Genomic DNA, 23,585 nt, shown 5'->3' with positions numbered 1-23,585 from the left:
ATTGGAGGTCAAACTTACGCTTTGAAAGAATGCATCTCTGATGCACTGCAGTGAAAAATGATATGACGCGCGTAGTAGCCAAGTGACGCTTGCTTATGTATCGCATTGGATAGCAACGGCCATAGACTGACGGCCAGAGCAGGCATGTCGGACGCGCGGTGCACGACCTTGGGTTTAATTGTTGCAGGTGATTTCCCTGGATGTGCATCTCGCAAAGGTTTCGATGCTTCAGGAATTCAAAGCGGAGGCCTTCAGATGAAAAACGAGTTTCCATACCGGCGGACTATTGAGATTCTCAAACGCTTAGTCTCATTCCCGACGGTAAGTCAAGAGACTAACATCCCTTTGATCGACTACATGGAAGACCTTCTGAAAGCAGCAGGATTCGAAACCACTCGGTTTACCGACCCGGATTCGCCGAAATCCGGTTTGATGGCAAGGATCGGTGGCGGAGGACCGGGTGGTGTAATGCTCTCGGCTCATAGTGATGTGGTGCCGGTAGAGGGGCAGAAGTGGACCAAACCACCTTTTGAACTTACCCTTGAAAAAGAGAAGTATTTTGGTCGTGGGACTACCGACATGAAAGGCTTCCTAGCGTCTATGCTGTCACTTGCGGAGCGTGCTGGAGAAACCACGCCCGAGAAACCCCTTATGTTGGCAATTTCCTACGATGAGGAAATCGGCTGCCAAGGTATCCGCAAAATGCTGCCAAATATTGGGAGGCTTGGCTGGAAACCCGATCTTTGCATCGTAGGAGAACCAACATCTATGAGGTTGGCGACAGGTCATAAAGGGAAGGCGGCATTTCGAGCTACCTGCTATGGGAACACTGGACATTCAGCCTTGGCACCCAAATTCGTGAATGCGCTTCATATTGCAGGAGACCTTCTGTCTGCGTTGCGTGCACTTCAGGACGAATATGAATTCTCAATTGTTCGGGATCCGGCATACGATATTCCTTATTCCACGATCCATGTCGGCAGTTTGCATGGAGGCAGTGTGCTCAACATCGTACCGGGTAAGGCGGAGTTGGATTTCGAGTTGCGCCATCTTGCTGCAGATAGCCTTGAGCAATTTGAGTGCCGCCTGAAAGAGAAAGTCCAAACTGTTGTAGATACTTGGCGGAAAAAGTCTTCCGACGCCGACATCAGTATCACAGGTGTAAATCAATACCCTGGCCTAGAAGTTTCAGAGCGCTCGCAGGAGGTTTCGCGGTTCTTTGGAATTTTTGGAGCTCAAGAAAAGGTCAAAGTCGCCTTTGGAACCGAAGCCGGATTCTTTGCAAGCTTGGGTATTCCAACTGTCGTTTGCGGACCTGGGGATATGGAAGCGCAGGGGCACAAAGCAGATGAATACATTACTGTTGAGCAACTAAACGCCTGTGACGTCATGATGGACAAATTAATGGAAGCTTTGGAATAAGAGAGCGCCTGCGCCCTCCAGCTTAGCCGTGAATTGACTATTACTTCTTGCTGTTCGGAAAAACCGCGCATGTGCATTGCAAGCCACACTGCGTAATCCCTGTCAATGGACGATCCGAATGCACCGCACGGTCATTGAGAATCGCAATAAATTTCGCACGGCGCGAGAATATGAACGGTTTCATGTCCGAACTGGGCGCGCCTCTTGCTCGATAAGACACTCGCGACAAGCCCGAAGATGTTGTGAGCCGCAAGACAGGCTGGTCGGTCTTCTGAGTGCTGAAGGACAACTTGGGTCACCAGTTGGCGATGGCTTGTAAACACCGCTTGACCGAATCCGGTCCCGAGGTCTAGAGACCGGCCTCAGACCTTGGCGGTGGCGCCGTCTTACATGGCTGTTTCCCACAATTCGTTTCATGTCCTGGACGCCCGGACATCACCCGCCCGGTACACGCCGGGCCTATGATCTATGGAGTGATGACCATGACACATGTTCTGACGGCACCGCGGGTTGGTGCAACCGGACCTCTCGTCGGGATGATCTGCATGGCGGTGGCGATGCTGCTTCTGCCCGTGGGCGACACCTTCGCCAAGCTGCTGACCTCGCAACTGGGGCCGGTGGAAGTGACGACTGCCCGCCTGCTGGCGCAGGGCCTTGTGATGATGCCGATTGCAGCAATGCTGCGGCATCGGCTGCGCGGTCCGATGTTTTCCCCCATCGTTGCGCTGTCGGGGGGCCTTGTCATGATCACGTTGACAAGTCTCGTCTTGGCGTTCTCCGTCATGCCAATTGCGACGGCCATTGCGATCTTCTTTGCCGAACCGCTAATTTTGACGCTGCTGGTCGGTCCCCTGTTGGGAGAGCGCGTGGGACCGCGGCGTATGGTGGCCGTAGGCGTCGGCCTTATCGGGGTGCTGGTCGTGGTGCGCCCCGGCGGCGATCTGGGGCTCGCCGCACTTCTGCCGCTGGTGGCGGCGACGGCCTATGCGCTGAACATGATCGTGCTGCGCCGCGCGTCCGGCATCCGTTCGGGGCTGTCCGTGCAGTGTGGCGCGACGGCCTATGCGTGCGTTGGCATGACAACCCTGTGCATTATCCTGGCCGCCGCCGGCTGGATCCAGCCGGACTTCGCAACGCTGCCGGCCTGGGGTTGGGGCGCCATCGCCGCATCCGGGCTGTTCGCGGCGGTGAGCTTCATCCTTATCGCAGAGGCGTTCCGCCGCGCGGAGGCCGGTATGCTGGCGCCGTTTCAGTACCTGGAAATCATTGGGGCGACCGTCACCGGCTACGTTGTGTTCGGTGACTTTCCCGATGAGTTGACCTGGTTTGGAGTCGCGATCATCCTGGCGTCTGGCTTGTATGTCTTCTGGCGTGAACAGGTGCCTTCTAACCGGGACAACATCCTGCCGGGTCGTCGCAGAACACGTCGCATCCGGGCGCGCTGACCGTCACGTCCGCTGGCCGGGCCGGGTTTTCCCGATTCCGCGCCAGCCATAGCTGTTGTCGCGTGGCTGCTGTTGGCGGTCCTCGGGCTGATCGGGTTCGAGCAACTACATGGCATAAACGGTCGAAAAAACCTTCTGTGGTCGATCCTTTGTGGTGACAGCGATCACCTTCGGGCCCGCCGGCCTGATCGCGTGGGATTATGCCACCGTCCTGACTCTGGCGGCCGCGGCGGGGATGGCATGCCGGCGCAAGATATGCGCGACGCATTCGGAATACGAGCTTCCGTCCTCGTGGCGACTGGCGCGGAGATAACCGCCGTGTTCTTCGTGGTCTGAGGCGAAGTGGGCCGGCCACTAGGCTGGTTCAGGAAATCTACGCTTTTGCGGACGCATCATGCGGCAGGTTCTGCAGATCAGGGAGATATCCCCGGTGGGTATGTCATTGCCACAGTGGCGGCAGGTTGCATTGATCGGGCGCTCGCGGCGGTGAATGCGGTGTTGGCAATGGGGGCAGCGTTGCGCGGCCGCGAGCGGCAGGGTTTCACCACAGGACGGACATGGAATGCGAGATTGCTGATTCATGGATAGACCTTTTGAACTCCGGGTTGCGCGGTCGGACTATGACAAACGCAGCCCGAACCTGTCAGTTGTGCCCAGCCGAGGTTGCGGCCGCGGCTCGGGGCGAACCGCTAAGCCGACGTTTTGTCGTCGGGATTCCCTGAAGTGACGCTGAGCACGGTCAGAGCCCGAGCCTCGCCTTCTACGGTTTGCCAGTGGAAGACGGCACCCTCGGACAACCCGATGAGCGCGACGCCGATAGGGGTCATGACGGAAACGCGTTTCTGGGAGATGTCGGCGTCTTCGGGCAGGACCAATCGGACGGTGCTTTGCTTGCCGGTTGTCTCGTCCCGATAGGTCACAGTGCGACCGAGTGAGACGGCATGCGCTGGCAGCTTGTTCGCGGGCACGATGCGCGCGCGCCCGAGTTCGTCGAACAAACGGTTTGCAAGGTCCGGATTGCGCCAAAACCCGCCTTCGGCCAGTGCCTCCAGGATGTTGAAATCCTCTTGGCACAAGGCCAGCCGGGGGCGACGACGCAGCAGGTTCGACGGGGTCGTGGATTTTTGCATGGCGTTGCTCCTTTGCATGCACTGCGCTGAAGCGCGCTTTGGGGAAATCAGGACTTGAAGCGCCCGGGCCGAAGGCGAATTGCACGGCTCAGGCCGCTACGAGTTCCGGTCGCGGTGAGGTGTCCAGGATGACGAGCGTGTCGACGGTTCCGTCTTCGCGCAGCATCGGCGCATTCCGATCATGGTCGCGCCCAGCATCGAGGCGACCGAAATGGCACCGACTTGGTGCATCGCGTTGAATGTCAGAACGCCGCTTTGGAGACCGCCGCCGCTGATCATGTAGTGCACATGGCACCCGCCGGTGAGCGGATCGACGGGGGCCGGTTCGCGCGCCGGGATCGCAGTGCGAAGCTTGTGACGCAGAAAGCCGGTCAGGATGACGGGGTAGGAGATTTCGGACATCGCCCTGTCACGCAGCAGCCGTTCAAGAGAGGTTCGGTCGCTGCGGGTCAGGGAGAACGCGCGTTGTCTGATAAAGCTTTTTCTGTGCGGGCAGGACGCACTGGTGCCGTAGGGTAGATGGGGGGTATTCGAAGACATGGTCTTGCTCCCGGGAGCGGCAATTGCTTGCCTACACTGTTCAAGGATTTGGAGTGCCCCGGGTGGTCTGGTTGAACGCTAAGCGTCGACCGCCCGGGGAGCCCGGCGGTTCAGAACAGGAAACCGGATATGATTCATCTTCGTGACCATAAGCCTCAGGTTAGACCTCCCCGGTTTACAGTCAACGTCTATTTGCTGACCCGACAGAACCCAGCCGATGACAGACGCCGACAGGCTTTGTAGGGCATTTGAACCGTCAGTTCGCGCGGATCCGGTCGATCTGTTCGCGGGCCTCGTCAAGGATATCCGTTACGATCTCGGCAGCAGGGCGGATGGCGTGTACGTTTCCGGCGCACTGACCGGCAAAGAGTGCGAGTTGATCCAGATCGCCCTGCATCGAGCGCAGCGGGGAGTCCGTGCTCCAGCGATAGATCGGCTTGCCGTCCTCGTCGGCGATCCGGTGGCGGGGGATCGTGTTGGGGTCGTGGCCGAACAGCCGGCCGCCCAGACTGTCGGTGACGGCGGAGCGCAGGACCCTGACCGCGGCGCCCTTGGGCCAGTTGATGACGAAGGCGTCCGTATGGACCGTCTCGTCCGACGCCGCCTGTACGACGCGTTGTTTATGCAGATCGTGCGCAAAGGATTCCGTTGTCGCCAGGAATGCCGTGCCGCAGTGGATGCCCTGCGCACCCAGCGCCATGGCCGCGACGAGGCTGCGTCCGGTTGCGAAACCGCCCGAAGCGATGACAGGCAAGTCGGTTGCGGCGGCCACCTGCTGCACCAGAACCAGCGAGGATACGGTGCCGTGAACATGCCCGCCGGCCTCGACACCTTGGGCAATGATCGCGACCGCGCCGGCCGCTTCCGCGGCGCGGGCCTGGCCGACCGAGCCCACCTGGTAGATGACCTGCATGCCAAGGTCGTTGGCGTGCGCGACGGCCTCGGGCATGACATCCCAGAAGAAGACCAGAGTTTCGATGCCTTCGTCCTTGCAGGTCTTCAGCTGTTCGGTGAAGAGGTCGGGGTCGGTCGCAGCCGGAATGAGGTTCACCCCGAATGCGCGGTCGGTTCGGTGTCGCACCTCCGCGATTTCCCGCCTTATCAGGTCGCAAGGCTCGCGCACCATGCCGAGGCATCCGAACCCGCCCGCACCGGAGACCGCCGCCGCCAGTTCGGCGCGTGCCACGCCGCCCATGCCCGCCTGAAGGACGGGGTAATCGCAGCCAAGAATGTCGCAGATCGGTTGGTGCAGTATGCCGCGCATCAGGTAACGGATCTTCGTTCGAGATAGTCCTTGAGCGCGACGGCGTTGTTGTGACGCTCCTCCTTTGCGCCATAGATCAGCGTGACCCGGCCTTCGCGCACCTGACCGGCAATCCGTTCGACCGCGTCGCGCCGTTTGTCGAGTTCCGCGAAATACGCGTCGCGGAACTCATCCCATTTGCCGGGGTCGTGGTCGAACCATTGGCGCAGGTCTTTGCTGGGGGCGACGTCCTTTTCCCATGCCACGATATCCAGGTCCTCCTTGGACACGCCGCGCGGCCAGACCCGGTCGACCAGGATGCGCGTGCCGTCATTTGCGTGTGCCTCGGCATAGGCGCGCTTGGTCCAGATCTGCGTCATTGTGTGCGGTCCCGGGTCGGATCGACGAGGATCATTTCGTCCATCGCGATGTCGTGAGGCTGCGGATAGATCGTGCGGAGTGTCGAGACGACGTGCCCGACACCAATTGCGCGGGCCCTCGGTGAGAGACTGGCCAGCGTCCGGTCGTAGAAGCCGCCGCCGTATCCAAGACGGAAGCCGGCTGGATCGGCACCTACCACTGGCGAGATCACGATGTCCGGCAGAAGACGCGTGTCATTGTCCGGCACGGGGATCTTCCAGACACCGCGCCGCATGGTACAGCTAGGGGTCCATTCCCGGAACACGAGGGGCTTTGCCTTGTCCACGACTTCGGGCAGCCCGATCCGACCGCCGCGCTCGGTCATGCGGCGCATCCAATCGCGCAGGTCGGGTTCGCCGCGGAAGGGCCAGTAGACGCCGATGACGGGTTTCGAGGCGAGATCCACGGTTTTGTCCAGGGTCGCGGCGATGAGGCGCGATGTTGCCTGCCGGATGCGGACCGAAAGCGCCAGGCGTTTCTCGATCAGGTCTTCACGCTGAAGCTTGCGCCAGCGTGCGATTTCCGACCAGTTCCCGGGGTCGGGCGGCGACACGGCACGCGCACTGTCGTCGAACTCGTGCATGTTACAAGGGGAGGATGCGTATCCTCTGTCGGTCATTTCGGTCTCCGTCTGCTGTGGGACGTGAAAACGCCCGGTCGCGTGGATGGTGTGCCGCACGAGGCGAACCTTGCAGCGTCAACGCCACTATCGGCCACATTGTGAAATCGCGAAAACGAATTTAATCAATATTTCAAATCGCGATTCGCGATACTATGGTTAGGTATGAACATTGAACATGCACGCACGTTCCTTGCGGTGTCCGACAGCGGCAGCTTCGTAGCCGCGGCCGACCTGCTGCATATCACGCAATCGACAGTCAGTGCCCGGATTCATGCGCTGGAGCAGTTGCTGGGCCGACGGCTTTTCACCCGCAGCAAGGCCGGCGCGGTTCTGACGCATGACGGCGAGCGGTTCCTGGTCCACGCAGGGCAGATGGTGCGCGCGCTGGAGCAGGCGCAGCGGGAGATCGGCCTGCCCCGGAGATTTTCCGCCCGCATCAACATAGGTGCCCGGATAGGTCTGTGGGAAGCATTCCTGACTCCATGGCTTGCGGACATCAGCGTGGCCCGACCCGATCTGTCATTGCGCGCGGAGATCGGATTCGAGCCGGAACTGATGCAGGGCATCGTGGATGGCCGTTTGGATATCGCGGCTATGTATACACCGCAGCGGCGGCCAAACCTGGACCTGCTGCCATTGTTCACCGAACGCCTTGTCATGGTGACCTCTGACCCCGAGGGCGCGATGACACCCGACGCCTATATCCATGTCGATTGGGGGCCGGAATTCTCGGATCAGTTTAGTGCGGGGTTCCCGGGTTTTCCCAGCCCGGTTCTGTCCGTCAATATCGGCTGGCTGGGGTTGCAGCATATGCTGGTGCGCCGTGGCTGCGGCTATTTCCCGGAGAGGCTGGTGGAGCGACACATCCGGACGGGCGACTTGCAAATGGTGGCGCGCGCGCCGGTTTTCGACCTTCCCGCCTGGGTGCTTATCCGCGAGGAGCGCGACTTTGACGTGATCGACCCGATCCTCGAGCAGGTTCGTGCATTCCGATGATGGGACGGCCGGATTGACGGTTCGGTCAGTTACGTTGTTGAATCTGCGGCACTGTGATGAAAGTTTGTGCATATCTTGCCGGGAGGCGTGTCGTTGCACATTTTGAAATCACTTGGCCCTGCGGTTGCGCGTGTTTCCGGCGTCGAGGCTTTTAGGGCAGGGCTTGGTGCCCTGATCGGGCTCGGGCTGACCGGACTGTTCGTGCTGTCGCCGACTGTCGACCTAGAATTTGGGCTTTATCTTGTCGCACCATTCGGGGCTTCATCCGTCCTGTTGTTCGCGGTCCCAAACAGCCCTCTGGCGCAACCCTGGTCAGCGATTGTCGGCAATACGATAGCCGCACTGGTCGGAGTCGGCGTTTGCCTATGGGTCGGCGATCCCGCCCTGAGGGTCGGACTTGCCGTGGGACTGGCCGTGACCGCGACGATGCTGTGTCGCGCCGTCCACCCGCCTGCGGGCGCGGTGGCCATGACGGCGGCCCTGTCGCCGGATGCCATCGCGCATCTGGGCTTCTGGTTCGCGATTGCGCCGATTGGCGTTGGTACGGTGGCGCTTGTGGTTCTTGCGACGGTCTATGCGCGATTGACGGGGCGGCACTACCCCTTTCGGCAGTTCGATGATCCAAGCAACCACGGGACTGGCGACCGCAATCCGACCGAACGGCTGGGACTGTCCGAGGGAGAGCTGACAGACATCCTGGAACGCTACAGCCAGTCCTTCAACCTTGGCGTCGAGGACTTGGCGCGCCTGATTGGGGCAGCGGAGATGCAGGCCGCGGCACATCATTCCGCTCCGGTGACGGCGCAGGACATCATGTCCCGCGACCTTGTCACCATCCGCCCCGAAACTTCCTTGAGCGAGGTCGCGGACCTGTTTCGGCAGCATCGTTTCACGTCCCTTCCTGTCGTCGAGCAGGGCAAGAAGTTCTTGGGGGTCATCTTCCAGATCCACTTGATCCGCCAGGCAAGAGAGGATGCCTTGCGCCTTGACCGAGGATACGCTGCCGGCTTGCGGCGGCTGCTGGACCGAAACCGCGAAAATCCAAAAAGGGCCGGAGACATTATGAGTGTCGCCGGTCCCCGTGCCATGGCACATACGCCCATCGGAGCATTGCTGCCGATGATGGCCGAAGGAGATAAGGATGCTGTTCCGGTTCTGGAAAGAGACAAGATCATCGGCATCGTTACACGAACGGACCTCGTCGCGGCGCTGGCGAGAAACATGGTGCGATCCGTCGCCGACGCGCCACAGGACAGTATTTAGAGATCGATCGTCCGGATGATCGGGCATTGAGCGCAAATCTTCGAGAAAGGATATCTTCACAGATCTGGCAGAATTGAACCTATTCGGGATCCCAAGCATGGCAAATATAGTAGCAGATAATCACCTGTCATAGAATTACTCAAACTCATCACGGACCTGATCAAATCATGGAGGTCGCTAGCCGGCTGACTCCAGCACACGCTTCATAACCAGTTGGAATTTTGACACCAGCTGCAATCTACTTAGGACTGCGTAGCGAGACAGGGTGCGGTTAGCGCCCTGAACTCTAAGTGTATCCGGTTTCGGCATTGCACGAATTGCCTGTTTCAGTGCCGTTCGTGCACTCCTGTGCGACGGCTTCAACCTCCTCCCCATGGATTTCTCGCTGCTGGATCAGTGTCTCGGCAAGGCGGAGAAGGAAGCCCTTGTTTTTGTCGACCAAATCGAACGCCATGTCTTGTGCGCGACGCAAATGGGCCTGGACTCGATCCCGGACCTCTGCCGGAGCACGCCATACGTCCGCAGCTTCAATGCCGTCCCACAACAGTCCGCTGTCGCCGAACCCCCAGTGGCGTTCGATAGCCAACGCCAGGCTCGTGGCCTTGGCCAAGTCGCTTTGCTCTCCCGCGCCAGCGCCGGAACTCGCATCTCCGAAGGTGCAGATCTCCGCAGCGCGACCCGCGAGCAGGACTTGAAGTCGCATTTGGGCTGTCGCTGGCGTCAGGGAATTGACCGGTACGTGCTCTACCTGGCCCCCTTGTGAGGAGAGCGAAACGCGCTTCGGAAGGGGCAATCCGAGCCGGAGCATGACCACGACATGTCCGGCTTCGTGGACAGCTGCGCGCCTGAAGGTGTCGTTGTCGAGCTCGGGCGCAACCTGATCCGCGGCAATCTCCAGATGCCGCTGGGTCACACGGACAGCATCGGTCCGCGCGCGTCCGAGCGCATCGCGCGCAACAGCCTCGGCGTCTGCGCCGGACAGCCCGACCAGGCGATCTGCAATTGCACCAGTATCCACATCTTCGTCGATTGCCGATCCAATCTTTGCCTTCAGGATTGCCTCGAGTCCGGATTTGTCCGGATACGGCACATGAATCTTGAGATCGAAGCGACCGCTGCGGATGACAGCTGGGTCTACGGTGTCCAAGTAGTTCGTTGCGCCGAACAAGACCAAACCACCGATATCTTTGGTCTTATTGATCTGTTCGAGCAACCCATTCACGACGCCTCGGAGGTAGTCGACATTTTGCGCTCGTGCGTCCCGTTGCGAGAAGCTGTCGAGCTCATCGATGAAGAGTACGGCTGGGCTAGACTGCTTTGCATCGACAAACGCGCGGTCGAGAGCTCCAAGCATGTCGCCTTGGTGTCCGTACTTTTGGCAATCAGAGTACGATGTCGCGATGATCGGAATGCCCGCCGATCCGGCGAACGCCTTGGCCAGCGTCGTTTTGCCTGTGCCCGGCGGACCGTGAAACACCGCGCTCGAGGCAACATCCGACCATGGCAGATCACCGTGTTGCCAAAGGTTCAGATCGTTCAACATGCGATCAAGCGACTTCCGAACTTCACCAAGTCCGAATACCGCATCGAGCGTAACCGTAGGTACTTGGCGCGTCAGTTTGCCCGCGATCTTGGCAAGGCCATCGGCAACTTTGAGCGATGTAGGAGCAGCAAATGCAGCGTCGATCTGCGCCGGTTGAAACATGGATAGTTTCCGATCACCTGGCAAGCGCCTGCGGATTTCAGCCTCGGACAGCAGGCCCGTCGCGGAATGCGTAATCCGAAGCGTCTCCAGCACCACATCCGACGAAAGACCCCGCCAGGTTACTTGCCGCGTCACGAGGGCGTTCATTGCATCATCGAGTTGCCCGCCATCAGTCGTCACCAGCAAGACGGCGCCACCCTGAGAGAGGCTTCGTTCCAGTCGAGCCCCCCACATCTGCTGTTTGAGAGGACTCAGTCTGAGGCCGCGTTTGTCGTCTTCGTCCTGCACGAAATGACGTAGTTCGGCGCCCTTTGGATTACGCAGATGTTCCTTCCAACGCTTCTCTGCGCGCTCGAGAATCTGCTTCATTTGCCACAAAAACTGTTTCGGACACACGAAATTCGTCACGCTTCCGGGTGCAAAAAGCTCATGCAAATGCTCGTTGCTGTCCACGAGCATGCTCAGACCCAAAGCCGCGGTGATGATCGATGCGGGCGGATCGTCTTTCTGCTGCATCCTGCCTTCAGCAAGTGAAGACTGCGCCCACGGGTCGCAACCGTTGCTGATGCACGCCGTGATTTCAGCCTCGGTCATAGCCTGGGCAAGCGGAGCCTTGGGGCTCTCCCAGGACCGTTTCGCGGCTGGCACCGTCACATCGTCAGGCAGGTTGGCGAGAAATTCGGGATCATCGTCATCTTCGAATTCATCGGGATCAGGGGCATGGTCGACGGAGACGAATCCAAGCCATTCGGTCTCAAAGAGACACAGGACAGTTGACCGGGCCAGGCGTTCTGCGAATTCCGATGAGGTCTCAGACGCGGAGTTTGTCGGTGTATTCATATACTGCTCCATCATCCTTGTCCTCCAAGCGTGTTGGTTGCGGCCATGCTGTCCGAAAGCCCCAGGTCCTTCATGGCGCGGTCAAAACTTGCGCAGGGAGTGGCGCGCAAACTCTCGATCTCGGAGAGCGCAATGCGGTGGGACTGACGTCGGTCTGTGGTGAACTTCACGACATTCTCGGACAGGGCGACAAGTCCGACGATATCGAAATCGTCTTGATCATAGTGCCGAACACCGGTTGGCGACCGGTGGTATCCCTTCATCAAACTGAAATGGAAGTACCCGTTCCTGGGCCTGCAAGCGGTTTTGATCTGCATGCGCAGTCCGACACCTGCACAATACACGATGCGGTCGGCCGGCAGAATTTCTGGCAAATCGGAGGAGGGGAGACCGAAGCGGAACAGAATGCTGTCGACGAAATGCTCTCCGGCGAGCCCGAACCACTTTGCATTTCTGGTGAGGGTATCTCGCGACAAGTTCGGGAAGTCCCGCAGGTCTTCGCTGCGAGACGACGGCTCCTCGGAAGCGAACATCTCTTCGAAGCCACGGAGTGGCGGTTGTTTCTTCATTTTCAATATCCTTTTGAATAAGTCTGAGCTGCCGGTCGGCGGAAACACCGACCGGGCAAAGCGGCTGGTTAGAAAGCTTTGGAAGTTTACGCGGCGAGCGGCAGGATGGTGTCCTGAGTGCCTTCGCTCTCCAACGCATGCTCGAACATCTGATCCAGACAGCTTTCGGCTTCCTCAGCCAAGTCCCGGACGGCAGGCGCAAGGCCTTGAGACGCGTTCGAAAGGCACTCCAGCGCTTTCGCATGCGTAGCACACAGCGTGACGATATTGTCTGTGGAGACTGCGCGCTTCACCAGTCCGGCAATTCGTTGCAAGATCAGGTCATTCTCCGAAAGAGGCTGAACCGCAATGAGGTCTTCGGCCTTTTGCTCGACAAAACACCAGGCCTTTTCCACCTCCGAGACGGATTGGTCGCATGCGATGTCCCAACAGGTATCATCGGCCCACTCTTCTTCTTCGAGCGCATAGTGCATTCTGATCAGCAGGTCCGAAAACCCGTCAAACAAATATTTTTGTGGCTTCGCACTCGCTTTCGGAGCCGGATTGGAAGTGATATTAATATTTTTAGTCATAGTGATCTCCTATCTAGATCGTTGTGATGAGAGCGAGGCAGGAGCGGCAACTCTTGCCTTGCTCGTGACTTTATGACATTTTGCCATCATAAAGTCAACCCTTAATTTGGAATCACCCCAGATGAGCAAGTTCGGACGCCCAAGAACAGACACTTCCGCCGTCACGTTGCGCCTCCATGTCGACATGCTTCAGGCGATAGATGACATTCGGCGCGAAGAAACGGACGTGCCGACACGACCGGAAATGATCCGCAGGATCATTGCGGACTGGCTCGACCAAAAAATACAAGATTCCGAAAAATAGACGGACCGAGAGCGGTCCAATGCTGGATTTCGAGAGAGCAGGCGATGCCGGTTGTAATTGGTACGAGGTCCAATCATCGCAAGCGTCCTTCGATATTGCGGAAAATTATTCTGGGGTGACGTCGGGATTTCGACCAAACCGTCCGCACTCAAATGTTCGGACAGGCGACGTCGCTGATACATGAATGATCTGCTCGGCCCGGCTGCCATTCAGGTCTCTAGAAGTATTGGGGCTGCCGTAATGGCTCTGGGTCCGCTCGCTTTGATGCCCGAGTGCTGATGCGATATCGCCGCGGTTAAATTGATGATCTGACGCTCGGAGATCAGAAGATAGAGCATGCCGGAATACATACGGGGACAGATTGCTCCGCAGCCTTGGAAAGGCAACATTCCCGAGCCTGCAGATCAATTTGCCAAGCTGGTTGGACACCCGACGCCGGCGCTCTGTCGGCATCAATGCAATGCCTTTCCGGTCGTATGCCGGGACGTCGAGAAACAATCGGACTGAACGATCAGGCTGTGCGGCAACATGGTCGAATAGCCATGCGGCTTCCGGTGTTTCACGTGCGATCTCGAGGTACCGCCGCTCCTGACCTTTGCCCGGATGAATTGCGCCGCTTTCTATGCACTTTGACCCGGCGATCTCAAACGCAAGGCGTTGATTGTCATCCAAGCCAACGGCATCGACCGTCACGCCAAGGTCATCGCAGAGTTCTGAAGGTCGGCAGCCGGTGAGCATCAAGGTCGCAATACACGCACGCCTGCGGTCGTCGAGATGTGTGTCGAACATGACCGCCGCGGTCCAGAAATGGCTGCGCCAATCGTATGCCGGAAGCACCTTGGCCCTGCGTCGCTGATGCTGGTTCAGTTTATAGAGAGTACTCTTCTTCGAGGTAGAAGCATCCGCGTTTGTCTCCACCCGAGACGGTGCGCGAAATTCTCGACGCAAAGCGGTGTGGTCAGGATCGGGTTGAACTTTAATGATGAACTCTACCGCGCGTTCGAGTCTGCGGATCTGGGAAAAGGAAATCGTATTACTTGCTTGCCGAACACGATTCTGAGTTTCCGACTCAATGCGTGCCGAGATCGCTCGAGCGAGATAGGTTTTCTCTTCCTCGCCGACTGCAAGGCTAACCATCTGAAGCCAGAACGAGGGCCCAAGTTCGAGAATGTCGCGCGCCGCAAGACGAACCAGGGCGGACCTGTAGCTCTGCCGGCTGTTCGGGCTCGACCAGGTATCGTGTTCATCATTCGATAGGTATGCCTGAAATGGATCACGTGACGGATGCTTCCTCGCAAGCGCTGAGGCGCGCTGTTCGTATTTTTGCCAGGTACCGCTTTCGTAAAGCGAGGCAGCCGAAACGTTCTTTTGGGCTCTGACTGAGAGCTCGTGTGCTTGCAAAGAGGCCTCTAACAGGTCGGTGTTGCAGCCTTCGAAATTGTCTGAAGGATTACCTGTTGCGGTAGGATTGATTTGCGAGGAGTGCGTGAGATCGCGATCATGTATTGCCATTTAAGGTGTCTCCTGAAATTGAAAATTTGGTGATCTGAAATTTGTGCTGGAATAAGGATGCGCTTCTTAAGAGGCCGCCGCTGTCCATAGTGATCCGCCTGAACCGGAGGGGGAGGATGGTTATTCAGAACGTGAAAGTTGGATGAAATACCGAAGGCGTCAGAAGCCCTGTGTCCGATATCGCGATAACGCAGCTGTAGCCATCGGTCGCAGAAATGCGCGGTCTGGTAACGGAATTGTTGAGTTTTCCGCACCGGTTTTCTCTTCCGATTATGCATGCTCTCGGACGACCTCGAGGTGACAAACGTAAATCCTTAAGCCGTCGGCGGAACGCGCCTGCAGAATGCCAATACTCAGAGTTGCACCAGTCAGACTGATGACGCCTTGGGCCCGGTAAGGCGCTTCAACGTCGCGGGAAAATGCAAAGCTCCGGTGCGTCTCGGAAAGGCGTAATCCAGATAGCGTGCCAGACATGTGGACCTTGCCACCGCCCCTGGGCACAGAGGTGAACTTGACCTCGAGCGACCGCTCGAACCCGTCGAGCAGGATGGTCGCCAGGAACGTTGGGTTCTTTGCGCGCTCGACTCTGTGAAACACGCCTGCGTAGTGCCGGGCCCTTAACCCGGCCAAAGCAAATGAGGTGTAGTCTCTCCTCATCTCTTTGGCTGAAGCGCGCCACGTGTCGCTTTCTGAATTCGGGCTGTTACTCATGTCCTTCTCCCTGTCTTGGGAGAAGATGGAGGCCTATATTGCTAGAACGTTAATCCTGAGCGGTGGACATGCATTTTGACCACGGCGAAGGAAATGCTGGTCCGTTTGAAATGTCGACCGCTCTATGGCCGCTCTGAAAGAAATGCCTTAGACGCAGAGGTACGTTCTCAACAGTGGTAAGGGCAGGGGGCGTGGAACTACTGTACTCTGCCTTGCCGGTCAGGTTTTCCAGATTGGACCCAGATGACGTCTATTGATCAACCCGCTTCGCACGGCGAGAGCCACAGATATGGCGTGCTGTTCGTGTTTGCAGCAGGCGTTCTTTGGTCGACGGTCGGTCTTGGAATCCGCCTGATCGAGGATGCATCGGTCTGGCAGATCCTGCTGTATCGGTCGGTCAGCATGTCGTTGTTCCTGTACGTCGTCATTCGTGTCAGGTCAGGCGAAAGCCCTTTCGCGCAAGCGCACCGTATCGGCGGGCCCGCCGTTGTCGCAGGGCTGTCGCTGGTTGCCGCGTATTCGGGGGGCATATTCGCGATCCAGAACACCTCGGTCGCAAATGCGATGCTGTTGTTCGCGACGGCGCCGTTCATGGCTGCGGTCCTGGGGCGGCTCGTTTTGCGAGAGCCCGTCAGACCCGCGACCTGGATTGCCATCGTGGTCGCCATCGGTGGTATCGGCATAATGGTGGCCGATAAATCCGGCGGTGTGGTTCTGTCAGGCAGCCTTGCAGCTCTCGGATCGGCGTTCGGGTTTGCCGTGTTCACCGTCGCGCTGCGTTGGGGGCGGACCGGAGAAATGCTTCCGGCTGTTTTCCTGTCAGGCATTTTTGCGATCATCATCACGTCGTCCATATGTCTGATACTAGGGCAGTCGCTTGTTCTGACTTGGAACGATAGTGGCGTCGCGATGGGGATGGGTCTGTTCCAGGTCGGAGCAGGACTGATCCTCTACACGCTGGGGTCTCGAAGCCTTCCCGCCGCTGAACTGGCCTTGCTTTCGTTGGCCGAGGTGCTGCTGGGGCCGGTTTGGGTCTGGTTTTTTCTCGGCGAGATGGCGAGCGTCAATACTCTGATCGGCGGTGCCGTGCTGCTATTGGCGATTGCCGGCAATGCGATTTCGGGTAAACGCCGGAAACCGCCACCGATTACGTCGCCGTAGAATTTTCATTATTGAGCGGCCCGGTAGATTCTTCTGTCGGCTGGTGGCGGGGTGAAGTTACACTTGGCACGAATGGTCCGAAGATGAGCCTTTCCACACCGTGGTCGCCTGCGGCATGCTAGGTTGGCGAATTCGACAATTCGCCCTCAACGAAATCAAACACCTACACGAAGTTATGGAGCAGCGCAGAATCCTGGGCTCGAAAGCTATTCTTACCGGGGTTTGCTTTCAGGGGGCAGTGCCATCAGCCGACGTTTAGGACGATTGAAAAGTTTACAACAAGAAGGGCGGGAAACGGAAGTTCGCTGCGATTGCGAGCCGACTTGATAATCAACTGCAAAGCAGACGTTGAGGTGGCAGCGATGCATTCGCCGGGTACTTGGTTGGTTTCATAAGCCTTATTGGGTGACATGATTGTTTCGAACGGGCATCTTCCCCGGAAGCCTTCAGGAACACACCATGACCACTTTAAGCGAAAACCTCGTCAATCGCGTCAGAAAGCTTACCAAGCCTTCCAACGCTGCGCAGGCTATGCAGCCGTTTCTTGAAGCTGTCAGCAACGCCATGATGGCGATTGACGATCGTCATGAAGCCTTTGGAAATAGTCTGCCCGGGCATGTGAGGATAGACATCGAGGGCGTTGGTGGCGAGGATGTAGACATAATTGTGCGCGACAACGGAATCGGGCTCGAGACCGCCCGGTATGACGCTTTCTGTGAGATTGATACCGACTTCAAGAGCCAACGTGGCGGGAAGGGAGTTGGCCGCTTGTATTGGCTCGATGCTTTTAAGAGTGTCGAGGTGAAATCCCGGTTCCGAGATGGAGAAAGATACGCGCAGAGAGCATTCAGATTTCGCCTCAAACGTGAAGAGCAAATCGAAGATCTATCGTCCAATTTCGAAGGTTTTGGCGCAAACGAAACGGGCACAATTGTGCGTCTCTCTGGGCTCAAGCAAGGCCCCTACGCAAGTGAATTTCCCAAGCAAGCCAAAAAATAAAGGACTACTTAGCTGCCGAATTCATTGCGGATTTCCTGGCTGGAAGCAGTTCACGTGTGACTCTGTCGATTACGACCAAGGCGGGAAACACACTCTCGGCTGAGTTCCCCGTTGATGTAGTTGATCTTGTCATCGAGGGCCCCGAGGACCTCTCTGCGAACGCCACAGAAGAGGTGCCTGAACTGAGGATCGAAGGTTATCTTTGCGAGAAAAAGGCAAGCCAGGGGCTCGAAGGCCGGCATCAGCTGCACCTTCTTGGGAACAAGCGAACTGTAGAAACTAGGAACATCGATAGTCTTGTCGGGATAGGTGCCCTAAAAGCGAACGACCATGACGATCTTGCAATGCACCTGGTCGTGGGTAGCAAATACCTTGACGACCGAGTTGCAGAAAGCAGAACTTCGTTCACGGTACCGGCCTCAGAATTAGACGATATTGTTAAGGCATCGGTCCACCAAGCAAGAGATAAGCTCATCGCTGACCAGCTCCGGGACTTCGACAACGAACGCCGTCGTAGTTTTGAGGCGTTTCTTAATGAGCAACCGATTTTCGGATTTGGCGATAGCGAGGAGATATTCGCTTCGCTTCCAGTTGGCGCAAAAACACACGAGGACTTTGTCGCAAAGCTCGCATTACCTCGCTATCGAAAGGAACGTGACCGCGAGGAACGACTTACAACCATCGTACAAAGCTTGGTCTCAGGCGATGCTGTTCCAGAAGACTTTGACAGAGTTGTTCGTGAAGCTGCGCAGGATGTTCAAGATAACGAGCGCAGCTCACTTGCGCACCACGCGGCAAGGCGTAGAGTCGTGCGCGATCTGATGGACCAGCTCATCCGGAGACTGCGTAGCGCCGATGGCACTGACAAGTATCATCTTGAATCTACGTTGCATTCTTTGATTGTACCGATGCGGGTAAATAGCAACGACCCAGCAAAAGTTGAAAACGCGGCTCATGATCTTTGGCTGCTAGATGAGCGTCTTGCTTTTGCGTCAGGGTTTGCATCGGATGTCCCTCTGAAGCATGTGATCGTAGATGAAGAGAGCGACCTTAGACCGGACATTGTGCTATGGGATCATCTTTACTGCCTCGCGCCTGTTGGGCAACAAGGCGGAGGCGAAGGCGTTGACGACTTAGAGCCGATTACTCAAGTGTTCATTGTTGAGTTCAAGCACCCAGGTCGGACTGGCTATTCTGTCGGCGACAGTGTTACGCGCCAGGTCACACAGTATGTTGATCGGATCAAAAGGGGACAGATTGAGGGTTTCGGACGGCGAAACGTCTTGGTTTCAGATGATTGCCGATTTCACTGCATGATTGTCGCGGACTTCCAAGGTGGTCTTAAGGATGAGATCGCGTCTTGGGATTACATACATAACCGCAGAGGCAGAGAGCGCCGTCTTGGTGGTGATCATTCAAATGTCATCATTCAGGCCTTTGAGTGGGACTTTGTTCTTTCTTCGGCAATGACTTCGAACCGTGCGCTACTTGATGCCGCCGGACTTGTTCAGCGCGGGCAGACCAATTTCGAGAAGTCTGGGGATGGATAGCGGCAGCTGCTAACCATCGGAAGTCAACTGTTTGGAAACTGACATAAATTTGGCCGCTCGTTCACGAAGATATTCGGCCTCGGCTTGGTCAAGCCTGGTTGAAGTAATGAGTGTACCTGGCTGAATGTTAAGAATGCCGACGCCCGCGGAATCCGGTTGTGCCATTCGAAGGACAGTCAATAGCCCGCGTTCCTTCTTTCGAGGGAGTTGGTCTTTTCCGAAGTGCAGGAAGATTATTCTTCGTTGGTTGTTCGCTTCTGTACGTAGGTACCACGCTGTTGAGACGCGGAGTCCTGAAATGTCAGCTTCTATCGGACTACGCCCTTGCCAAATAAGTGCGTGATCCTCCTTCAGGTCCAGATAGTTTTGGCAAAGTACCTTATAGCCAGCAGATTTATTGGCGGATACGCTTGAATAGAGTTCGAGGAACTGCTTTTCCGAGATCGCCTTGTCTTCATAGGAGGTCATTCCCTCTCGAAACTGTTTATAGCGATCTTTGGCAGGATCATAAGGCAAATTGAGTTCGCCGATTATGCTTTTGACCTTAGCCTTGTCCTTGCGTTTATCCCCATATGCAAAATCAATGAACTGACTAACTCTGATTTTCATCTGGCCTCACATGAATCTGATAGCGGGTACAGACTAACGTATAGAACAAAGAATGAACAGTCTGACGTGTAGCGCTTCCAAAAAGTTGAGTATCGGCTTTTTTGCGATGTTTCCAATCCAAGTGTTTGGCCTGCTCATACGCGTCGCTTCAAGTCTTTTACCTTCAGACAGCGTCTACGAATGGAGTTAAGAAGCTCATCCCGTCTCGGGTAGATCAGATTGCGGATTTTCGGCATTGTGTCTTGCAAGCGCCTCTCTTGGATTCAATCGTCTAAGAGCCGACTATGGAGTGGTTGCTGGAGTGGCGAGGCAAAGATGCCTGGCCAAGCTAGATCAGCTCTGGGAGGTTGTTCTAGGCTCAACACTTGGGAAGCATCTGCACGCAGTGCATGCATTAGTGGTGATTGATATGATAGATGATCTTTCCGTTCCGACATCTGCAAATTTTCATTCAATTCGAAAGGAGCTGTCGAACCGGGCCATCGATGACTTGTTTGTAAAGCTTCGCGCGAACCACGGTGTAACGGCCCGAAACGAGTTCAAGTACACACGTCAACAATTCGACGACGTTCGCTGGTCTGCAATTTGCTTCAGATATGAGAGTTCGCCTTCCTTTCTCGAAAGCACTACGGCGATACGAGAGAGTCTCTACGGATTCATGCTATTGATCGAACATCAAGGTTATGCAGCAGTCCTTACGTCCCGCTTGAACCTCCCACCCTCCTTCAAGACAACATATTTCTCGACAGTTGCATCGGCACGTGTCGAAGGTGCAATCGCTAAAACAGATGCGGTTTTCCAGCGTATGACGATGCGCAATATGTCCATTTCGCCCTACGCGATGCGATCTAAGACCGTCGACGCGGCGGATCTTGCTAATGTTGTTGGTCCTGCCGGGAGCAGGCGGTATGCGCCACGTACATACAGTGTCGTCACGAATGGCATTCAGAGTACCGCAACGCCGAGCACCGGACGCATTGGTGTTCGTTCGGCGCGCGCGGATCTTCCCGGCGTCATTACCTTTGCGAAGAGCGTTATCGAAGAGCTTGATGTGGATAATGCGAACGTCTCGCCATTCATCAGGTCCTTCGCCAGGCCGGTATCGCTAACCGAAGCGCTGGCATCTTCAGAGCCGCTGGCCATGGCGATTGATACAACCAAACTTGCCGACGCCGTGGACGATGTTGAGGAGGGCATCAGGCTCATCCGTCTGAACGACGATGGAGCAGTCGAGCTAGCCGCAGACGAAATAACGACTTTAATGGAGAGACTTAGCTATCCCCTGAATATTGAGGGTGATGTCCGCCTGAGAGCGGCGCTCGACCCAGCCACAGGCGATCAGTGCGCATCAATCTGTCTGAACAAGAATCGCATCGCACTGCGCTCCCTGTCGTCACCGCAGTTATCAGACGTTTACGTGGAATCAGCCGGTGAGGCTCTTGGTGAAGATGGTGAACGGCAAACGCTCCGAGCGTATCTCGACAGGATGAATGCGCTCATCGTTCTTTTTGAGGATGTGCGACTGGCATACATTGATGGTCAGGTATTCCGAGATGAAACCCTAGTGAACGGAGGTGAGTCATTTCTGCGGCACTTTAGCGTCTGTGAGCCTCTGGCGGACGTCACAAGTGAGAAGGGGGAATTTACCGCCGCACATACCGCGTTTGATGGCAATTCAAGTTTCGGAGCGACTGTCGATGACATTGCTGCTGCAGATCCGATTCTACTGTGCGACGACCTTGGCGATGAGTGGGCTGACTTCATCGGTATCTCTAATGGCGCAGGCGTCACGCAGATCTCATTCTACCATGCGAAGCACGGCGCGTTGTCTCTCGGTGCAAGCCCTTTCCATGTGTCTGTCAGCCAGGCAGTCAAGAACCTCGGAAACATGTCGTTTCCAGAAGAACGGATCGCAGGCAAGCTAGAGCTGTGGGGCTCGACCTACAACGCACCCAATCAGCAAACCCAAATTCACCGAACGATACGCTCGAATGTCGCTGATTTAGCAGACGCGCTGAATCGCGCGAGAGCGGCGCCGGATGCACGCCGACGCGCTGTCATTGTGACTTCGTCGCTCAGTCGGCAGGCGCTTGTGGACGAATTTATCGCGATACAGGGCGGCCAAAGGCCATCTCCGTCATTCGTCCAACTATACTGGCTTATGCAGTCCTTTTTCTCAGCTTGCATGGAAGTCGGCGCAACCGGCGCTGTCGTATGCCAACCATGAGGCCAACTCGACCAATTTTTCTAAGTCAGAAGCTTATTCGTCGACAAAGCGCAACAGGACCTCGATGCAGAGAGTTCCTGCCTTTGCAGCCCTTTTTACCCTTTCCATTAGATAGTAGTCGAAGGCCATCATGGGTGTGGTTGCCTGGCCACGCGAGGCAAGAGCTTCTGCTGCCTGAACTACGCGAAGTAGCTCGGAGACATCAAGGATATGAGGGAACCCACCAGTATTGGACATGAAGTCTTCAATGAATTCCGCACCATACTCTTCGCGGACCTCGATGAGGTCTAGGTCTGGGACCAATACAATTGCATGAGCAGGCTGGTCTCGGTTTATCGATATGGCCTTTCCGCCGTTGCCAGTAATCTCAGCACCATCTTTTATCTGTCGAATGCCCCCGCGTAGTTGCCTAAATGCTTTGGCTAAATGAGAAGAGACGTCACGTTGAAGCCGCACGCGATTAGGAATTTTCTTGCGTGCCAGAATCGATAGAGTCTTCGACTCAATCAGCGTAGCGCCGAACTCGTAACTTAAGAGAATGTCCGTCAATTCTCGCGTTTCGTTTTCTTTGTAGGGGCGCTGCGGGCTATGGTAGACCTCCTGTGGGTGAAGGTTGTCAGTGAGCCAAATCCCAATCTGTTCCTGTTGGTTTCCTTCATCTTCATCAAACAAATTAATCAGGCTCGATTGAGCAGACGCCGTAATGAAGTGGTTGAGTAATGGCTTCCAATCGCGACTGCCGCCGATCTCGGCTACCAGCCAATCGCCGTTGGATCCGTCCTCCATATCAAGCTTATCTAAAAGACTTGTGGCCACTCTTTTGATTGCGGAATGATCTATTGGCCCTAACGACGCATCCTTCGCGAAGGCTGAGATCCCTTCCAATTTCGGTAACGGTGCTACTTCATTCCACGCGACGTTGACGGCAATTTCGTTGAACAAGAAAGCTACAATCGGTTTTCCTTGGGCCAAGGCTTTGATGGCGTCCAGTTCTTCTTCGCGTTCGCAGACCGACCAGAGTATTGCCCCGTCGGTATCGTCGTCAAACACGCGAAGCGCGTAGACTAGTCGCCCTTCAAGAGACGCGAACGCCAATTGCATGCGCGTCCCAAGGACAATGTATTTTAGGAGCAGCGTGCTCCCTTTTATCAGCAGCGTAGGCTCCCAATCATGCTGTCCGGCGGCATAGTCAAATCGGATCAGTTGCGGGACTGCTAGGAACTCACTGTGATTGTGGGCAGAAAGCATATGCATAGCATGTTTTCCATGCGGTATGAGCCTACTAGATACAAGCACAATGTGTGCAACAAACTATCTGTTTACGTGTACTTGTCGCGTTCGTCCGTGTCTCAGTCCTTGACCATCAACCAAATAGAGCAGTTGCAGCGAATACCCGATAGTCGGCTTGCGAATGCAGCATCCAGCATGCATGCGCAATGTCAGGAAAGGGCCGAGAGCCGCCCGGCACAAAATAATGCCGGGCGGGTGTGGGACCTACGAAGTCAAACCTCTTGGCGGTCCGCGATCCATTCAGAAATCGTGCTGTGGCGCCATCCGATGAGACGCTCGGTCAATTTCACGGGTGCTGGAAATGTCCCAGCGTTAATATGTCTGTAAATTGTCGAGCGGCTGAGCCCGGTCAGTTCCTGAATATCTTTCTGCCTTAATATTTTATCGGTCATACATGTCCTCTATTTCTTTGGATGCAATCACCTTAGCAGCGAATGATTTAAGCCAAGTTTACG

22 protein-coding genes are annotated in these 23,585 nt (G+C 56.3%); 9 read left to right on the top strand and 13 right to left on the bottom strand.

What is annotated here, in order from left to right:
* Nucleotides 1-255 precede the first annotated feature (255 nt).
* The gene (gene argE, locus PVV74_RS10915; RefSeq protein WP_274593191.1) at nt 256-1,422 is read left to right on the top strand and encodes an acetylornithine deacetylase; all 1,167 of its coding nucleotides are present in this window, start codon (nt 256-258) and stop codon (nt 1,420-1,422) included.
* 482 nt (nt 1,423-1,904) lie between these two features.
* Complete coding sequence (locus PVV74_RS10910; protein WP_274593190.1) at nt 1,905-2,867, top strand: DMT family transporter; 963 nt, start codon at nt 1,905-1,907, stop codon at nt 2,865-2,867.
* A 689-nt stretch (nt 2,868-3,556) separates the two neighbouring features.
* Here PVV74_RS10910 and rnk read toward each other — a convergent pair.
* The 5 genes from rnk to PVV74_RS10885 all read right to left on the bottom strand — a co-directional run bounded on the left by rnk (nt 3,557) and on the right by PVV74_RS10885 (nt 6,819).
* Nucleotides 3,557-3,997, bottom strand: a complete 441-nt coding sequence (gene rnk, locus PVV74_RS10905; protein WP_274593189.1) for a nucleoside diphosphate kinase regulator — start codon at nt 3,995-3,997, stop codon at nt 3,557-3,559.
* Between the two features lie 96 nt (nt 3,998-4,093).
* The gene (locus tag PVV74_RS10900) at nt 4,094-4,537 is read right to left on the bottom strand and encodes a hypothetical protein (protein WP_274593188.1); all 444 of its coding nucleotides are present in this window, start codon (nt 4,535-4,537) and stop codon (nt 4,094-4,096) included.
* Between the two features lie 256 nt (nt 4,538-4,793).
* On the bottom strand, nt 4,794-5,801 hold the full coding sequence (locus PVV74_RS10895; RefSeq protein WP_274593187.1) for an NAD(P)H-dependent flavin oxidoreductase: 1,008 nt from the start codon (nt 5,799-5,801) through the stop codon (nt 4,794-4,796).
* On the bottom strand, nt 5,801-6,160 hold the full coding sequence (locus PVV74_RS10890; protein ID WP_274593186.1) for a DUF488 domain-containing protein: 360 nt from the start codon (nt 6,158-6,160) through the stop codon (nt 5,801-5,803). Before PVV74_RS10890 ends, PVV74_RS10895 begins: the two co-directional genes overlap by 1 nt.
* Nucleotides 6,157-6,819 (bottom strand): 5-formyltetrahydrofolate cyclo-ligase, encoded by a 663-nt coding sequence (locus tag PVV74_RS10885; RefSeq protein ID WP_274593185.1) that lies wholly within the window; start codon nt 6,817-6,819, stop codon nt 6,157-6,159. The genes PVV74_RS10890 and PVV74_RS10885 overlap by 4 nt, the downstream gene beginning before the upstream one ends.
* A 165-nt stretch (nt 6,820-6,984) precedes the next feature.
* Here PVV74_RS10885 and PVV74_RS10880 point away from each other — a divergent pair, with 165 nt between their 5' ends.
* Together PVV74_RS10880 and PVV74_RS10875 are read left to right on the top strand one after the other, a co-directional pair.
* Nucleotides 6,985-7,818, top strand: coding sequence for a LysR family transcriptional regulator (locus tag PVV74_RS10880; protein WP_274593184.1), 834 nt, complete (start codon nt 6,985-6,987; stop codon nt 7,816-7,818).
* A 93-nt stretch (nt 7,819-7,911) separates the two neighbouring features.
* Entirely contained in the window at nt 7,912-9,081 is a 1,170-nt protein-coding gene (locus tag PVV74_RS10875; protein WP_274593183.1) for an HPP family protein, read from the top strand.
* Nucleotides 9,082-9,367: 286 nt separating this feature from the next.
* On the opposite strand, the gene PVV74_RS10870 is transcribed toward PVV74_RS10875, so the two are convergent.
* The 3 genes from PVV74_RS10870 to PVV74_RS10860 form a co-directional block, all read right to left on the bottom strand.
* Nucleotides 9,368-11,641, bottom strand: a complete 2,274-nt coding sequence (locus PVV74_RS10870; protein ID WP_274593182.1) for an AAA family ATPase — start codon at nt 11,639-11,641, stop codon at nt 9,368-9,370.
* A complete protein-coding gene (locus PVV74_RS10865; protein ID WP_274593181.1) occupies nt 11,638-12,195 on the bottom strand; it encodes a hypothetical protein in 558 nt (185 codons plus the stop codon). The genes PVV74_RS10870 and PVV74_RS10865 overlap by 4 nt, the downstream gene beginning before the upstream one ends.
* A gap of 86 nt (nt 12,196-12,281) precedes the next feature.
* Nucleotides 12,282-12,767, bottom strand: a complete 486-nt coding sequence (locus PVV74_RS10860; RefSeq protein WP_274593180.1) for a hypothetical protein — start codon at nt 12,765-12,767, stop codon at nt 12,282-12,284.
* A gap of 121 nt (nt 12,768-12,888) precedes the next feature.
* Between PVV74_RS10860 and PVV74_RS10855 the strand changes: the two genes are divergently transcribed.
* Nucleotides 12,889-13,071 carry a ribbon-helix-helix protein, CopG family gene (locus PVV74_RS10855; protein WP_274593179.1) on the top strand — a complete coding sequence of 61 codons (183 nt, stop codon included), beginning with the start codon at nt 12,889-12,891 and terminating at the stop codon, nt 13,069-13,071.
* A gap of 105 nt (nt 13,072-13,176) precedes the next feature.
* Here the strand turns inward: PVV74_RS10855 and PVV74_RS10850 are convergent, their stop codons facing one another.
* Together PVV74_RS10850 and PVV74_RS10845 are read right to left on the bottom strand one after the other, a co-directional pair.
* Nucleotides 13,177-14,583, bottom strand: coding sequence for a hypothetical protein (locus PVV74_RS10850; protein ID WP_274593178.1), 1,407 nt, complete (start codon nt 14,581-14,583; stop codon nt 13,177-13,179).
* 270 nt (nt 14,584-14,853) lie between these two features.
* On the bottom strand, nt 14,854-15,294 hold the full coding sequence (locus PVV74_RS10845) for a hypothetical protein (RefSeq protein ID WP_274593177.1): 441 nt from the start codon (nt 15,292-15,294) through the stop codon (nt 14,854-14,856).
* Nucleotides 15,295-15,537: 243 nt separating this feature from the next.
* Between PVV74_RS10845 and PVV74_RS10840 the strand changes: the two genes are divergently transcribed.
* From PVV74_RS10840 to PVV74_RS10830, 3 genes are all read left to right on the top strand, one after another.
* Nucleotides 15,538-16,455 (top strand): DMT family transporter, encoded by a 918-nt coding sequence (locus PVV74_RS10840; protein ID WP_274593176.1) that lies wholly within the window; start codon nt 15,538-15,540, stop codon nt 16,453-16,455.
* Nucleotides 16,456-16,914: 459 nt separating this feature from the next.
* Nucleotides 16,915-17,454, top strand: a complete 540-nt coding sequence (locus PVV74_RS10835; protein ID WP_274593175.1) for an ATP-binding protein — start codon at nt 16,915-16,917, stop codon at nt 17,452-17,454.
* A gap of 56 nt (nt 17,455-17,510) precedes the next feature.
* Nucleotides 17,511-19,004 (top strand): hypothetical protein, encoded by a 1,494-nt coding sequence (locus PVV74_RS10830; RefSeq protein ID WP_274593174.1) that lies wholly within the window; start codon nt 17,511-17,513, stop codon nt 19,002-19,004.
* Nucleotides 19,005-19,013: 9 nt separating this feature from the next.
* Here the strand turns inward: PVV74_RS10830 and PVV74_RS10825 are convergent, their stop codons facing one another.
* The gene (locus PVV74_RS10825) at nt 19,014-19,613 is read right to left on the bottom strand and encodes a hypothetical protein (RefSeq protein WP_274593173.1); all 600 of its coding nucleotides are present in this window, start codon (nt 19,611-19,613) and stop codon (nt 19,014-19,016) included.
* A 409-nt stretch (nt 19,614-20,022) separates the two neighbouring features.
* On the opposite strand from PVV74_RS10825, the gene PVV74_RS10820 reads away from it, so the two are divergent.
* On the top strand, nt 20,023-21,840 hold the full coding sequence (locus PVV74_RS10820) for a hypothetical protein (RefSeq protein WP_274593172.1): 1,818 nt from the start codon (nt 20,023-20,025) through the stop codon (nt 21,838-21,840).
* A 33-nt stretch (nt 21,841-21,873) separates the two neighbouring features.
* Here the strand turns inward: PVV74_RS10820 and PVV74_RS10815 are convergent, their stop codons facing one another.
* Nucleotides 21,874-23,094, bottom strand: a complete 1,221-nt coding sequence (locus PVV74_RS10815) for a hypothetical protein (protein WP_274593171.1) — start codon at nt 23,092-23,094, stop codon at nt 21,874-21,876.
* Between the two features lie 248 nt (nt 23,095-23,342).
* A complete protein-coding gene (locus PVV74_RS10810) occupies nt 23,343-23,522 on the bottom strand; it encodes a helix-turn-helix transcriptional regulator (RefSeq protein ID WP_274593170.1) in 180 nt (59 codons plus the stop codon).
* Nucleotides 23,523-23,585 lie beyond the last annotated feature (63 nt).

Source organism: Roseovarius sp. SK2 (assembly GCF_028807495.1).
GTDB lineage: Bacteria > Pseudomonadota > Alphaproteobacteria > Rhodobacterales > Rhodobacteraceae > Roseovarius > Roseovarius confluentis.
The sequence above is the reverse complement of the archived record's forward strand: the minus strand, read 5'-3'. Positions and strand labels throughout refer to the sequence as shown.

What these genes read in the sequence shown, in the direction of transcription:
- PVV74_RS10865 (WP_274593181.1), bottom strand. Translation starts at nt 12,195, where the DNA reads ATGAAGAAACAACCGCCACTCCGTGGCTTCGAAGAGATGTTCGCTTCC.
- PVV74_RS10810 (WP_274593170.1), bottom strand. Translation starts at nt 23,522, where the DNA reads ATGACCGATAAAATATTAAGGCAGAAAGATATTCAGGAACTGACCGGG.
- PVV74_RS10820 (WP_274593172.1), top strand. Translation starts at nt 20,023, where the DNA reads ATGATAGATGATCTTTCCGTTCCGACATCTGCAAATTTTCATTCAATT.
- PVV74_RS10890 (WP_274593186.1), bottom strand. Translation starts at nt 6,160, where the DNA reads ATGACGCAGATCTGGACCAAGCGCGCCTATGCCGAGGCACACGCAAAT.
- PVV74_RS10845 (WP_274593177.1), bottom strand. Translation starts at nt 15,294, where the DNA reads ATGAGTAACAGCCCGAATTCAGAAAGCGACACGTGGCGCGCTTCAGCC.
- PVV74_RS10840 (WP_274593176.1), top strand. Translation starts at nt 15,538, where the DNA reads ATGACGTCTATTGATCAACCCGCTTCGCACGGCGAGAGCCACAGATAT.
- PVV74_RS10885 (WP_274593185.1), bottom strand. Translation starts at nt 6,819, where the DNA reads ATGACCGACAGAGGATACGCATCCTCCCCTTGTAACATGCACGAGTTC.
- PVV74_RS10910 (WP_274593190.1), top strand. Translation starts at nt 1,905, where the DNA reads ATGACACATGTTCTGACGGCACCGCGGGTTGGTGCAACCGGACCTCTC.
- rnk (WP_274593189.1), bottom strand. Translation starts at nt 3,997, where the DNA reads ATGCAAAAATCCACGACCCCGTCGAACCTGCTGCGTCGTCGCCCCCGG.
- PVV74_RS10850 (WP_274593178.1), bottom strand. Translation starts at nt 14,583, where the DNA reads ATGGCAATACATGATCGCGATCTCACGCACTCCTCGCAAATCAATCCT.
- PVV74_RS10855 (WP_274593179.1), top strand. Translation starts at nt 12,889, where the DNA reads ATGAGCAAGTTCGGACGCCCAAGAACAGACACTTCCGCCGTCACGTTG.
- argE (WP_274593191.1), top strand. Translation starts at nt 256, where the DNA reads ATGAAAAACGAGTTTCCATACCGGCGGACTATTGAGATTCTCAAACGC.
- PVV74_RS10880 (WP_274593184.1), top strand. Translation starts at nt 6,985, where the DNA reads ATGAACATTGAACATGCACGCACGTTCCTTGCGGTGTCCGACAGCGGC.
- PVV74_RS10860 (WP_274593180.1), bottom strand. Translation starts at nt 12,767, where the DNA reads ATGACTAAAAATATTAATATCACTTCCAATCCGGCTCCGAAAGCGAGT.
- PVV74_RS10835 (WP_274593175.1), top strand. Translation starts at nt 16,915, where the DNA reads ATGACCACTTTAAGCGAAAACCTCGTCAATCGCGTCAGAAAGCTTACC.
- PVV74_RS10870 (WP_274593182.1), bottom strand. Translation starts at nt 11,641, where the DNA reads ATGATGGAGCAGTATATGAATACACCGACAAACTCCGCGTCTGAGACC.
- PVV74_RS10900 (WP_274593188.1), bottom strand. Translation starts at nt 4,537, where the DNA reads ATGTCTTCGAATACCCCCCATCTACCCTACGGCACCAGTGCGTCCTGC.
- PVV74_RS10815 (WP_274593171.1), bottom strand. Translation starts at nt 23,094, where the DNA reads ATGCATATGCTTTCTGCCCACAATCACAGTGAGTTCCTAGCAGTCCCG.
- PVV74_RS10895 (WP_274593187.1), bottom strand. Translation starts at nt 5,801, where the DNA reads ATGCGCGGCATACTGCACCAACCGATCTGCGACATTCTTGGCTGCGAT.
- PVV74_RS10825 (WP_274593173.1), bottom strand. Translation starts at nt 19,613, where the DNA reads ATGAAAATCAGAGTTAGTCAGTTCATTGATTTTGCATATGGGGATAAA.